Genomic DNA, 12,210 nt, shown 5'->3' on the forward strand with positions numbered 1-12,210 from the left:
GAAACGCCGCGGACGCCCGACCGGTTCTCCGGTCGGGCGTCCGCGGCGTACTGCGCCTGCCTGACGCTCGTGCTGCCTGTACAGGTCGGCAGACCCCGCGTCAGAGCGTCGCGGCCAGGGCTTCCTCGTTGTCGTCCGCGTCGCCGTACTGAGTGGCATGCACCCAGGCGCGCTTCAGGTAGAGGTGGACGTCGACCTCCCAGGTGAAGCCCATGCCGCCGTGCACCTGGGTGGCGTCCTTGCCGTTGCGGGTGGCCGCGTCGTCGGCCATCAGCTTGGCGGTGGGGACCGCGACCGCGGCGTCGCCGACGACCGGGTCGTCGAGGGTGACCGCGGCCGAGTAGACCGCCGCGCGGGCGATCTCGGTGCGGACCAGCATGTCGGCGCACAGGTGCTTCACGGCCTGGAAGCTGCCGATGATGCGGCCGAACTGCTCGCGCTCCTTGGCGTACTGGGTGGCCAGCTCGGTGAGCTTGCCGGCGATGCCCAGCTGGACGGCGGCGGTGAGCACCGCGCCCTCGCGGCGGAAGCGGGCCGCGGTCTCCGCGTCGGCGACGAGCTCGCCCTCGGGCAGCGCCTCGACGTGGTGCAGCGGCGTGAACGGGTCGACCGGGTTCTTGACCGCAGTGCCCGCGACGTCAGCCGGGGCGACCTTGCGGATGCCGTCCTCGTCGAGGATCAGCAGCACGTCGAGGGCGTCCAGGTGCTCGACCAGGATCGGGGACGCGTCGCCCTCGACCACGCCGACGATCAGCTCGCCGGACGCAGCGCCCGCGCCCAGCTCGCCGCCGAGCGAGGCGGCCAGGTGGGTGGCGACCAGCGGGCCGGGGAGGAGGGCGCGGCCCGCCTCCTCGTAGACCAGCGCGGCCTCGGCGGTGCCGAGGCCCACGCCGCCCTCGTCCTCGGCGACGCGCAGCGAGAAGAAGCCGGTCTCGGCCAGCTCCTGCCACAGCTTCTTGTCGACCATGCCGGGCTTGCGGTCGTGGTCGACGAGGTTGCGCATGCGGTCGCGGTCGAAGCGGCCCTCGCAGAACTCGCGGACGCCGGTGGCCAGGTCGCGCTGGTCGTCACTGAGCTGAAAGTCCATCAGCGCTCCTTCGGCAGGCCGAGGATGCGCTCCCCGACGATGTTGCGCTGGATCTGCGAGGTGCCCGCCGCGATCGTGTACGACAGCGAGGACAGCCGCTCGTCCATGAGGTCGCCGCTCGGCAGCCCGGCCACGTCCTCGACGACCAGGGCGGCCCGGTCGAGCAGGCGGTGGGCCAGCTCGTAGAGCTTCTGCTTGGTCTCGGAGAAGCGCAGCTTGAACACCGAGCCGCCGACGCCCGGCATGCCGGCGCGTGCGGCCTCGGAGACGTTCCACTTGGTCAGCGCCCACAGCGCCTCGAACTCGGCGGTGAGGTGGCCCAGCTCGCGGCGCAGCGCGACGTCGTCCCACGCGGTGGCGTCCTTGCGGGTGACCTTCTTGGCCAGCTCGGCGAGTTCGTGCAGCAGGCGCTGCGAGGCGACGACCTCGGAGACGAACGCGGTGCCGCGCTCGAAGGACAGCGTCACCATGGTGACGCGCCAGCCGTCGTTCTCGTCGCCGACCCGGTTGGCGACCGGCACGCGGACGTCGTCGAAGAACACCTCGGCGAACTCCGAGGTGCCCATCACGGTCTCCAGCGGGCGGATCGTGATGCCGGGGGTGTCCATCGGCACGATCAGCCAGGTGATGCCCTTGTGCTTGGGGGCGTCCTGGTCGGTGCGGACGAGCATCTCGCAGTAGTCCGCGACCTCGGCGTGCGAGGTCCAGATCTTCGAGCCGTTGATGACGTATTCGTCGCCGTCCCGCACCGCGCGGCAGCGCAGCGAGGCCAGGTCGGAGCCGGCGCCGGGCTCGGAGAAGCCCTGGCACCACACGTCTTCGCCGGACAGGATGCCGGGCAGGTACTTGCGGCGCTGCTCCTCGCTGCCCGCGGCGTTGATCGTCGGGCCGGCGTGCAGCAGGCCGACGAAGTTGGCGCCGACGTACGGGGCTCCGGCGCGCTCGGTCTCCTCGAGGAAGATCAGGTGCTCGGTCGGAGTGGCGCCCTTGCCGCCGGCCTCGACCGGCCAGTGGATGCCGGCGTACCCGGCGTCGAAGAGCATGCGCTGCCACGTGGTGTCGTACGCGCGGCGGCCGGGCCAGTCGTTGCGGTCCGGCTTGGGCGGCAGTTTGGGCAGCGCCTCGTCGAGCCATGCGCGGAGCTCGGCGCGGAAGCTCTCCTCCGCCTCGGTGTACCTCAGGTCCATCGGGGGTCCCCTTCTCGACTGGGGCGGCGCTCAGGCGCCGTAGACCGGGGTGGGGGCAGGCGCCTCGTCGACCAGCTTGGCGACGACGGGGCCGAGCTCGCTCGGCTCCCAGCGGCGGCCGGCCTTGGCCTCGGGGCCGTGCTGCCAGCCGATCGCGACGGAGACCTTGTCGCCCTCGATCTCGAAGCAGCGGCCGGTGATGTCCTTGGACTCGGCGGAGCCGAGCCACACGACCAGCGGCGAGACGTTCGCCGGGTCGTAGAAGTCGAACGAGCCGTCGGTGGGCGCGGCGACCATGTCGGGCATGGCCTCCTCGGTCATGCGGGTGCGCGCGGCCGGGGCGATGGCGTTGACGGTGACGCCGTAGCGGCCGAACTCGACCGCGGCGATCTGGGTCAGGGTGAGGATGCCGCCCTTGGCCGAGGCGTAGTTGCCCTGGCCGACCGAGCCCATCAGGCCCGCGCCCGAGCTGGTGTTGATGACGCGGCCGTCGACCGGGTTGCCCGCCTTGGCCTGCGCGCGCCAGTAGACGCCGGCGTGCCGCATGGTGGCGAAGTGGCCCTTGAGGTGCACCCGGATGACCGCGTCCCACTCGTCCTCGGAGAGCGAGACGAGCATGCGGTCGCGCAGGAAGCCCGCGTTGTTGACCAGGACGTCCAGGCGGCCGAAGGTGTCGATCGCGGTCTGGACCAGGCGGCCGGCGCCTTCCCAGTCGGCGACGTCGTCCGAGTTGATGACGGCCTTGCCGCCCATCGCGATGATCTCGTCGACGACCTGCTGGGCCGGGCCCGGCGAGCGGCCGTCGCCCTGGCGCGAGGCGCCGATGTCGTTGACGACCACGTGCGCGCCCTCGCGGGCGAACGCCAGCGCATGCTCGCGCCCGATGCCGCCGCCGGCACCGGTGACGATGACGACGCGTCCCTCGCAGATACCCATGTCGGCTCTACCGGTCCCCTCTGGAAGTACCCCTGGTCTGCCCTGGAGTCTTTGGGCGACTCCGGGGGGCGGCGCGTGCGCCGCACCCGGGAGTCTAGATCTGACGGCTAATCAAATGACGATTAGTCAAATACCCGGAGACGGCCCGCCGGACGCGTCGATTCCGCGTCGCGACGGGCCGGCCCCGTTCCCCCGTGCTGCCCTGCGTACTGCCCTGCGTGCCGCCTGCCCGCTGGTATGTCCGACCTACTTGTCGAAGTCCAGGTTGAGCATGCGGATCGCGTTGCCGCGGATGATCTTGTAGACGGTCTCCTTGTCGAGGCCGGCCAAGTGCTCCTCGGCGATCTTCTTGGTGTGCGGCCAGGTCGAGTCGACGTGCGGGTAGTCGGTCTCGAAGGTCACGTTGTCCACGCCGATGACGTCGAGCGAGTTGACGCCGTGCTGGTCGCGGAAGAAGCACGCGTACATGTTCTGCCGGAAGTAGAACGACGGGCGCTCGGGCAGCGCGTCGCCGACGCCGGCCCACGCGCGGTGCTCCTCCCACACGTCGTCCATGCGCTCCAGCGCGTAGGGGATCCAGCCCATCTGACCCTCGGAGTAGGCCAGCTTGAGCCGCGGGAAACGCGCCGGGATGCCGGCGAAGATGAAGTCCGCCATGGACGCCATCGCGTTGTTGAAGCTCAGCGAGGCCTGGACGGCCGCGGGCGCGTCGGGGGACGCGGCGGGCATCGTCGAGGACGAGCCGATGTGCATGTTGATGGTGACCTCGCGCTCCTCGCAGATGCGGAAGAACGGGTCCCAGTAGCCGGTGTGGATGCTCGGCAGGCCCAGGAACGCCGGGATCTCCGAGAAGCACACCGCGGTGACGCCCCGGTCGGCGTTGCGGATGATCTCCGCGACGGCCAGGTCGACGTCCCACAGCGGGATGATGATCAGCGGGATCAGGCGGCCGCCCGAGTCGCCGCACCACTCTTCGACCATCCAGTCGTTGTACGCACGCACACAGGCGAGCGCGACTTCCTTGTCCTTCGCCTCGGAGAAGGTCTGACCGCAGAAGCGCGGGAAGGTCGGGAAGCACAGGGAGGCCTCGACATGGTTGATGTCCATGTCCTTGAGGCGCTCCTTGGGGTCGTACAGACCCGGGCGCATCTCCTCGCGGGTGATGCCCTCGAGCGTCATCTGGTCGCGGCTGAAGCCGACGGCCGCGATGTTGCGCTTGTACGGGAAGCGCAGGTCTTCGTAGAACCACCAGTCCGCGAGCGGCCCGTCCGGGTCGGTCGTGATCTTGTAGCTGGCACCGGTGTACTGCAGCTCGCCGATGCCGGTCTGGACGTGCTTGGGACCCCGGTCGTGGTACTTGGCCGGCAGCCAACGCTCGAACAGGTGCGCCGGTTCGATGACGTGGTCATCGACACTGATGATCTTCGGAAGTTCTCCGAAGCTGTTGCCGGACTCGGTGGCGTCCTGCTCGGGCAGGTTGGCGCTCATCGGCCCCTCCTACGGACTTAAATCTGATGGACCGTCAGATTTAGCGTAATCTCTCCCCGCAGGCAACAGCAAGCCGACGGTCCGTCAGGAGGCTCACATGGCACTCGATCTGGGGACATTGCTCGCCCCGGGTACGACCGCGCTGGTCACCCAGGAATGCCAGAACGGCGTGATCGGGAAGGACTCCGTCTTCCCCGCACTGGCCGAGCAGACCCAGGGTCTGATTCCGGCCATCGACCAACTGTGCAAGACGGCCCGCGCGGCCGGCGTCCCGGTCCTGCACGCCCTGGCGCTGCGGCGCCCGGACGGCGCCGGCGCGAACCGGAACGCCCGCATGTTCGGCGCCGCAGCCAAGGCATCCGTGCAGCTCACCCCGGGATCGGTGGCCGCAGAGGTCGCAGAAGGCATCGAAGTGGCCGACTCCGACCTGGTCCTGACGAGGTATCACGGACTGGGACCGATGGCCGATACCGGTCTTGCCGCGGTGCTGCGCAATCTGGGTGCGACGACCATCGTGGGCGTCGGCGTCTCGCTCAACGTCGGCATGATCAACTTCGCGATGGACGCCGTCAACGCCGGCTTCCAGTTCGTCATCCCGCGCGAAGCGGTGGCCGGCTTCCCCGCCGAATACGCCGAAGCGGTCCTCGCCAACACGCTCGGCGCTGTGGCGACGATCACCACGACGGACGACGTCATCGCCGCCTGGTCGCGCTGACGGCAGGGTCTCGACGCGGATGTGGGGCGGTCGATGACCGCCCCACACGCATGTCGCCGTCCGGCCAGAAGTCCCCTGCGATCAGCCTGGGTCCTCCTCGGAGTTCCGGGCGGCCGCACCCAGGGCAGCGCCCAGGTAGGCCGCGAAGGCGCCGAGAATCAGAAAAGAGGCAAGTCTTTCCGCCCAACCCGAGAGGTTGATGTTCGCTGCGCTGCCGGCCGCGATCGCCACGGCTGCGGCCACCCAGAACTGCCGCCTCCGCAGCATCCACCTGATATTGGCCCAGAAGGTGTTCGGCATCGTCACCACCGCCCCCATGCCGCCCGCCCCCGCGGTCCGGCACCACCAGCATGGGCCCGCGCCCGCAGCCCCCGCAACGAGGCGGCATCACGAATCGGGCGCGGCCGACGGACGGTGCGCAAAGGCCGGGCGGCCACCGGCATCAGTGCCCGTGGCCGCCCGGCCTCGCTTCGTACGTCTGCTCTGATGCCGCGTCAGCGGGCTTCGGGGGCCCAGGGCTTGGCGTTGTACTCGTCGCGGATCTTGAACTTGAGGACCTTGCGGAGCGTCTCGTTGCGCGGCAGCGCGTCGACGATCTCCAGCTGCTCCGGGATCTTCTGCACCATCAGGCTCGCGTCCTTCAGGTACTGCACCATCTCGGCGAACGTCAGGTCCGCCTCGCCCGGCTGCCGCTCGACCACCGCGCACACGCGCTCGCCGCGCTCGCGGTCGTTGAGGCCGACGACCGCGACGTCCGCGACCTTCGGGTGCGCGAAGAGCAGGTCCTCGATCTCCCGGGCGGAGATGTTCTCGCCCTTGCGGATGATCACGTCCTTGAGCCGGCCGGTGAGGGCCAGGTGGCCGTCCGCGCGCAGCTTGCCCAGGTCGCCCGTGTGGTAGAAGCCGTCCTCGTCGAACGCGTCCTTGGTGAGGGCCGGGTCGGTGTAGCCCTTGAAGACCATCGGGCCGCGCAGCCGGACCTCGCCCTCCTCGTCCGGGCCGGCGAGCGAGCCGTCGGCGCGCACGATGCGCACCTCGATGCCGTACACCGGCTTGCCCTCGCTGTACGTCAGCTGGTCCTCGGAGTCGTTCGGACCGCCCTGCGCGATCATCGGCGACTCGGTCATGCCGTACCCGTGGCACAGCACGGCCTGCATCTCGTCGACGACCTCGCGGAACAGCTCCGGCGGCTTGGGCGCGCCGCCGCCCGAGACGATGCGCAGCGTCGGGATGACCTTCACGCCCGGCTGCTTGCGCTGCTCGTTGAGGAAGGCCACGTAGAACGCGGTCGAGCCGCCGACCATCGTGACGCCGAGGCGCGCGTACACCGGGATGACGCTCGCCGGGTCGAAGGTCTCGATGATCACCGCGGGGAAGCCGGTGATCAGCAGCGTGTTGACGTAGTCCGGACCGGCGATGTGCGCGTACGGGAACGCGATCGAGCCGATGTCGCTCTCCGACATGTCGAGCGCCTTGGCCAGGCCGATGCCGCCCGCGATCAGCGTGCCGTCGGTGTGCTGCACGCCCTTCGGGTCGGACGTGGTGCCCGAGGTGTAGTACAGCCAGCGGACCTCGTCGCCGTCGGTCGGCGCGGGCGGCAGCGTGGCGGGGTCGCCCTCGGGCAGCTCGTCGTACGCCACCAGGACCTTGAGGCCGCCGGGGACCTCCTTGGCCAGCGCCTCGCCCATCGCGACGAAGTCGAAGCCCTTCCAGGTGCCGGGGGTGAGGTAGACCTCGGCGTTCGTCTGGCGAAGGCAGAAGCCGACCTCCTTCTCCCGGTAGAACGGGATGATCGGGTTCTGCACCGCACCGAGGCGGGCCAGCGCGGTGGCCGCCACGATCGACTCGATGCGGGTGGGCAGCTGCCAGGTCACCCGGGTGCCGGCGGTGATGCCGAGCGCGTGGTAGCCGGCCGCGACCCGCTCCGCCCACGCCTTGAACTCGCCGAAGGTGACCGTGCGGTCCTCCGGGTCGAGCAGCATCGGGGTGTCGGGCGAGGACGCCGCGCGGCGCTCGACGAGCTCCCACAGCGTCTTGGCGTCGTAGATCGGATCAGACAACGTGCCCTCCACCAGAAAAGGTTCGCAACCCGGCTGCCCCGCGCGCCTCGCCGCGCTCGCACGACGGGCACAGCATGCCGACCTGACGGTACGTCAGAAGAGGTATTCGCCGGAAGGGTGGGGCAGCTCACGCAGGTGAATTGGATCACCGGATCGCTGTCTTTCCGGGCAAGGTATGCCTACCCTGCCCGGTATGAAGGTGCCGTTCCGCCGGGACCACTCCGGGCCGCCCCCGCCCACCGCGCCCCCCGAAGGCGCACTGCGCGTCGGGGCACTGGCGGACGTGCCGGAAGGCACCGTACGGCGCATCGCGGACCGCCCCGCGATCGCCCTCGTCCGGCACGGCGACACCGTCCACGCCTTCGAAGACCGCTGCCCTCATGCCGGAGCACTGCTCTCCCGCGGCACGGTCGCCGGCGACGAGATCACCTGCCCCTCGCACCGCGGCATCTTCCGCGTCGACACCGGCAAGTCCCTGGGCGACTTCAATTGCAGGGCACTGCGGACCTACGCCGTCGCCGTGGTGGATGGCATCGTCTATGTCGACACCTGCGCCCGCGCCCCACGAGACGCCAAACGCGGAAAGTGCCCGGATGCGGAGACCCGCGCAACCGGCCGCTCGGCCTGACGCGGGAGTCACTGCCTCCATGAGGCCGGCCTCTGCGGCACAGGACCGCCAATAGACCAGGGCGCTTCGACAACGGGAGTCCAACGCCACCAGTCTCTCTTGACCAGAATTCTGGGCTGACCTAGAATTCTGGTCATGCGTACATTGTCGCTTGCCACAGCCAAGACCCAGCTCTCGGCCGTCGTCGACGAGGTGGTTCGCACCCACGAGCAGATCACAGTGACCCGCAATGGCGAGCCTGCCGTCGTGATACTGGCCATCGAAGACTACGAAGCTCTGCAGGAGACGCTGGAGTTGCTTGCCGACGGTGCGGCTCGCGCCCGGGTGACGCAGGCCCAGATCGACATCGCGGACGGGGACTTCACCGACGCGGACGAAATGGCCGCCCTCATGGCCGAGCGGCGGCGCCTCAGTGAGTAGTGCCACCCCCGTCACCCCGGAGCCCTACGCGCTCCGCATCGCTCCCGGAGCCCGGCGCGCGCTGACCGACCGTCTTCCGGCTGCAGTCGCCTTTGCGGCCTTCGAGTTCATCAACGGGCCGCTCCGCATATCCCCCTACCGCGTCGGCAAGCCTCTCCATGAGCCGTTCGAGGGCTTGTGGTCAGCCCGCCGCGGCACGTACCGCATCCGCTACTCCATCGACGAGAAGGCCCGGACCATCGACGTCCTCGACATTGCCCCGAGGGCGGACGCCTACCGGACGTAGTGCCTCGGCGATGCCGGACAATGGAGGGCATGTCCTCCGCCCCCTCCGCCCTTCTCGACGAGATATTGCACGGGCTGCTTGCCGCGACCGGCGATGACGCCGTACAGGCCGTCGTCGACTCCGGGGCCTCGCGGCTGGCCGCCGAGGCCGAGGTGTGGCCGGATGCGAGCCGGGCTTACCTCGCGCTCGCGGAGCGGGTCGCCGCCGGATGCTGGGCGCGGGGGTGGCAGCCGGCGGATGTGGTGCGCATGGCGGCGCGGGCCTTTGCCGACGAGCGGCCTGCGGACCGGCACCTGCGGATCGCCGTCGACCTGGTCGCCGCCGCGCAGCGGCGTGAGTCGGCGACCCGCGGCGCCCGCTGGGCCCGGCAGATCCGCGACGCGGGGGCCGAGGTGTGGTGGGACGACGATTCCGCCTATCTCTCCGCGGTCGCCGCCCGTGAGAACCTCACCCGCTTCGAGTGCGCGGGCTACGCCCTCGAAGTGCTCCGGCTGCTCGCCCGGCTGCCGGGCATCACGCCGCTGCACGCGGAGGCGGCCGAAAGCGCCCCGCGTCCGGCCCGCGGCACGCGCGGCGCCGAGGGCGAGCCGCCGCGCATGCTGGCCCGGATCCGCGCGCTGCTCGCCAAGGCCGAGTCGACCGAGTTCCCCGAGGAAGCGGAGGCGCTGAGCGCCAAGGCCCAGGAGCTGATGGCCCGGCACAGCATCGACGCGGCCCTGCTGGCCGCGGACGGCGGCGCGGGGCGCCCGGGCGGCACGCCGGGGGCCGTGCGGATCGGCGTGGAGAGCCCGTACGACGAGGCCAAGGCCATGCTGCTGGACGCCGTGGCCGAGGCGAACCGCTGCCGCACGGTGTGGTCGCCGGAATTCGGCTTCTCGACGGTCATCGGCTTCGACCCGGACCTGGACGCCGTGGAACTCCTCTATACGTCGCTGCTCGTCCAGGCCACCGGCGCGATGACCCGGGCCGGCGGCCGTTCCCGCGGCGGCCGGAGCCGGAACAAGTCGGGGTCGCGGGACTTCCGGCAGTCGTTCCTGATCGCGTACGCCGACCGCATCGGCGAGCGGCTCGCCGCCGCGGCCGAGCGGGCCGAGAAGGAGGCCGCCCGCGAGGCGGCCGCGGCGTCCGCCCCCGAGGGCGGGGCCGAAGCCGGGACCGGATCGGATGACCGGCTCCTTCCGGTGCTGGCCGGCCGCGACGTCGCGGTGCAGGAGGCCACCGAGGAGATGTTCCCGACCCTGACCACGCACCGCGTCCGGATCCGCGACGAAGAGGGCTGGGTCCACGGCAAGGCGGCCGCCGACCAGGCCACCCTGCAGCCGCGCGCCGTCGGCCGCCGCGGCGGGCACTGACCGAAACTGCGCGTCAGGCCGGCTTGTCGCCCGTGTCGGCCTCGGCACCCGTGGCACCCGTGGCACCCGTGACGTCCTCGGCACCCGCCTCGCCCTTGGCCTCGGATGGTCCCGGTTCGGCCGGCGCGTCCTCGGCTCCCGGAGGTGGAGCCGGCACCGCGGGCGCCGAAATCACGGCGACTCCCGAAGCCTCCGCAGCCGCCGCCGCGGCGAGTGGCGGTGCGAGGGGCACCGCAGGGCCGACGGGGACCGCGACCTCAAGACCGGAGGCCGGGGCGTGCCCGGCCGCCGGGGCCCAGCCGTTCAGCGGTGCGCCCCACGCTCCCGGCGGCAGCGCCCACGTCGCCTGCGGGCCGCTCATCGCCCAGAGCTGGGCGGTGCGTTCCTCCTGCATGGCCGTGATGCGGCGGACGATCAGCAGCGCGCCGACCCCGGCGGCGAGCATCAGAAGGTCCGATACGGCGAGCACCAGGTCCGAGGCCCGGATGTCCTCGGCGCTCCCCGAGCCCGGCATGGCGAGCGGGATCCGCGACAGCACCCAGGACAGGACGAACGGCAGCCACCAGGCGACGATCAGCTTGGTCCGCCCGATGAAAGCCGCGCTGTCGTTCTTGCCCTGCGAGGCGTCGCTGCCCTTCCAGACGTCGTCGACGACCCGGGCCCCGAACCAGAGGTTGAGGATCGGGCAGAACCAGCTGCCGATCGTCCAGCCGACCCCCAGCTGCGGCGTGTACAGGCCGAAGAGATCGATGTTCTTGCGCGCCCGGAACAACCAGACGATGAACACGACGCCGGCGGCGATGAGCGCGGCCAGGGAGGCCACCCCCGCGATCGCCACGAACCTGTCCGCGGAGTTCACGTCGTCCATGGACACGGCGAGGAGACCGCCCGAATCCAGGTCCGCCATCAGCGAGGCCCGCCGGAACAGCGCGACCGCCGACAGCAGCGATGTCGCCATCGCCAGCCCCAGGGTCACGTAGACCCACACGGCCAGTCCGCGGACCGGCTTCAGCTGCATCAACTGCCAGCCTTGGGCGGGCATCTGCACATGCGTGCCGACCCGCGCGGCCTTGACCGCCGCCTCGGCGTGCAGCGCGTCCGAGGCCGAGCGCCAGTCCACGTCGCCGCGGTCCTCCGCCCAGCTCCAGGCGGCTTCGTCGGCCGGATCGGGACGGGACGCATCCGCGGAGTCCGCGGCGCCGGCCATGGGTCTGCCGCAGTTGGTGCAGCGGGTGGGCAGCGTCGAGCGCGCGCCGCAGTCGGAGCAGAGCAAGGTGATTCCCCCGGGGACAAGGGTCCGGCCAACCAGTCGGCGGCCGAAAGGCGTAGCGCGCATCATGCCGTGCGGCGCCTTCCACGTCACGGGGGATTCCGATGCCCGGGTCGCGCAGTCCTCGTACCGCGGTTCAGCGGGCGTCGAGAGCGAATCCCATCGCCACGACCGCGCGCACCGCGACCTTGCCCGAACTCAGGGAGCGCGCGCCGGAACCGCCTGCGCCGCCGCCCGCGCGGAGGTAGTTCGGCATAGCGTCGGGGTCGACCTCCCGGATGGACACCACCGGACCGAGCCGCACACCGGCGGCCTCCGCGTACGCCTCGGCCTTCGCACGCGCCGCGGCCACCGCGGCCACCCGGGCCCGGGCGTGGAGGTCCTCCTTGGCCGCGACGTCGAAGACGACGTCGTCGACCTGGTTCGCGCCTGATGCGACGGCGTCGTCGAGCACGGTCTCCAGGAGGTCGAGATCGTGCAGTTCGACGGTGAACGCCGCGGTGCACTGGTAGCCGAGGAAGATCCGCGGGTGGCCGTGCTCCCACGCCGACGCGAGGCCGAGCCGCGACACGGTCACCGCTTCGTCCGGGACACCGTGCCCGCGGAGCACCTCGCGTACCCGATTCACCGCGGCCCGGGTGACCGCGAAGGCCTCGGCCGGCTTCGGCTTGGTCTCGCTTATCGATATACGTACGCGCGCCAGATCGGGGACGGCGTCCACGCTTGCCGCGCCGGTCACCGACACGCCCCACGCGGACTCCCCGGGATGAGAGTCGATCAT

The 12,210-nt window shown here is 71.0% G+C and carries 13 protein-coding genes; 5 read left to right on the plus strand and 8 right to left on the minus strand.

Annotation, left to right across the window (positions count from 1 at the left end; translation table 11 throughout):
- Window positions 1–100 precede the first annotated feature (100 nt).
- From LZ495_RS14390 to LZ495_RS14405, 4 genes are all read right to left on the minus strand, one after another.
- Window positions 101–1,087 (minus strand): acyl-CoA dehydrogenase family protein, encoded by a 987-nt coding sequence (locus LZ495_RS14390; protein ID WP_235052560.1) that lies wholly within the window; start codon window positions 1,085–1,087, stop codon window positions 101–103.
- Window positions 1,087–2,274 (minus strand): acyl-CoA dehydrogenase, encoded by a 1,188-nt coding sequence (locus LZ495_RS14395; RefSeq protein WP_235052561.1) that lies wholly within the window; start codon window positions 2,272–2,274, stop codon window positions 1,087–1,089. Before LZ495_RS14395 ends, LZ495_RS14390 begins: the two co-directional genes overlap by 1 nt.
- A gap of 30 nt (window positions 2,275–2,304) precedes the next feature.
- Window positions 2,305–3,210, minus strand: coding sequence for an SDR family oxidoreductase (locus LZ495_RS14400; RefSeq protein ID WP_235052562.1), 906 nt, complete (start codon window positions 3,208–3,210; stop codon window positions 2,305–2,307).
- A 246-nt stretch (window positions 3,211–3,456) separates the two neighbouring features.
- Entirely contained in the window at window positions 3,457–4,698 is a 1,242-nt protein-coding gene (locus tag LZ495_RS14405; protein ID WP_235052563.1) for an amidohydrolase family protein, read from the minus strand.
- Between the two features lie 97 nt (window positions 4,699–4,795).
- Here LZ495_RS14405 and LZ495_RS14410 point away from each other — a divergent pair, with 97 nt between their 5' ends.
- Window positions 4,796–5,413: a cysteine hydrolase family protein gene (locus LZ495_RS14410; RefSeq protein ID WP_235052564.1), complete on the plus strand. Its 618-nt coding sequence runs from the start codon at window positions 4,796–4,798 to the stop codon at window positions 5,411–5,413.
- Window positions 5,414–5,494: 81 nt separating this feature from the next.
- On the opposite strand, the gene LZ495_RS14415 is transcribed toward LZ495_RS14410, so the two are convergent.
- Together LZ495_RS14415 and LZ495_RS14420 are read right to left on the minus strand one after the other, a co-directional pair.
- The gene (locus tag LZ495_RS14415) at window positions 5,495–5,731 is read right to left on the minus strand and encodes a hypothetical protein (RefSeq protein ID WP_235052565.1); all 237 of its coding nucleotides are present in this window, start codon (window positions 5,729–5,731) and stop codon (window positions 5,495–5,497) included.
- A gap of 176 nt (window positions 5,732–5,907) precedes the next feature.
- Complete coding sequence (locus LZ495_RS14420) at window positions 5,908–7,473, minus strand: class I adenylate-forming enzyme family protein (protein ID WP_235052566.1); 1,566 nt, start codon at window positions 7,471–7,473, stop codon at window positions 5,908–5,910.
- Between the two features lie 193 nt (window positions 7,474–7,666).
- Here LZ495_RS14420 and LZ495_RS14425 point away from each other — a divergent pair, with 193 nt between their 5' ends.
- The 4 genes from LZ495_RS14425 (at window position 7,667) to LZ495_RS14440 (ending at window position 10,159) form a co-directional block, all read left to right on the plus strand.
- Window positions 7,667–8,101: a Rieske (2Fe-2S) protein gene (locus tag LZ495_RS14425; protein WP_235052567.1), complete on the plus strand. Its 435-nt coding sequence runs from the start codon at window positions 7,667–7,669 to the stop codon at window positions 8,099–8,101.
- Between the two features lie 135 nt (window positions 8,102–8,236).
- Window positions 8,237–8,521 (plus strand): type II toxin-antitoxin system Phd/YefM family antitoxin, encoded by a 285-nt coding sequence (locus tag LZ495_RS14430; RefSeq protein WP_235052568.1) that lies wholly within the window; start codon window positions 8,237–8,239, stop codon window positions 8,519–8,521.
- Window positions 8,514–8,807: a type II toxin-antitoxin system RelE family toxin gene (locus LZ495_RS14435; protein ID WP_235052569.1), complete on the plus strand. Its 294-nt coding sequence runs from the start codon at window positions 8,514–8,516 to the stop codon at window positions 8,805–8,807. Before LZ495_RS14430 ends, LZ495_RS14435 begins: the two co-directional genes overlap by 8 nt.
- 29 nt (window positions 8,808–8,836) lie before the next feature.
- Complete coding sequence (locus LZ495_RS14440; protein ID WP_235052570.1) at window positions 8,837–10,159, plus strand: DUF2786 domain-containing protein; 1,323 nt, start codon at window positions 8,837–8,839, stop codon at window positions 10,157–10,159.
- A gap of 13 nt (window positions 10,160–10,172) precedes the next feature.
- On the opposite strand, the gene LZ495_RS14445 is transcribed toward LZ495_RS14440, so the two are convergent.
- Both LZ495_RS14445 and LZ495_RS14450 read right to left on the minus strand, forming a co-directional pair.
- Window positions 10,173–11,432: a DUF4328 domain-containing protein gene (locus LZ495_RS14445; RefSeq protein WP_235052571.1), complete on the minus strand. Its 1,260-nt coding sequence runs from the start codon at window positions 11,430–11,432 to the stop codon at window positions 10,173–10,175.
- A 133-nt stretch (window positions 11,433–11,565) separates the two neighbouring features.
- A complete protein-coding gene (locus LZ495_RS14450; RefSeq protein ID WP_235052572.1) occupies window positions 11,566–12,210 on the minus strand; it encodes an SIMPL domain-containing protein in 645 nt (214 codons plus the stop codon).

The sequence above is a fragment of the Yinghuangia soli genome, from assembly GCF_021502675.1.
GTDB lineage: Bacteria > Actinomycetota > Actinomycetes > Streptomycetales > Streptomycetaceae > Yinghuangia > Yinghuangia soli.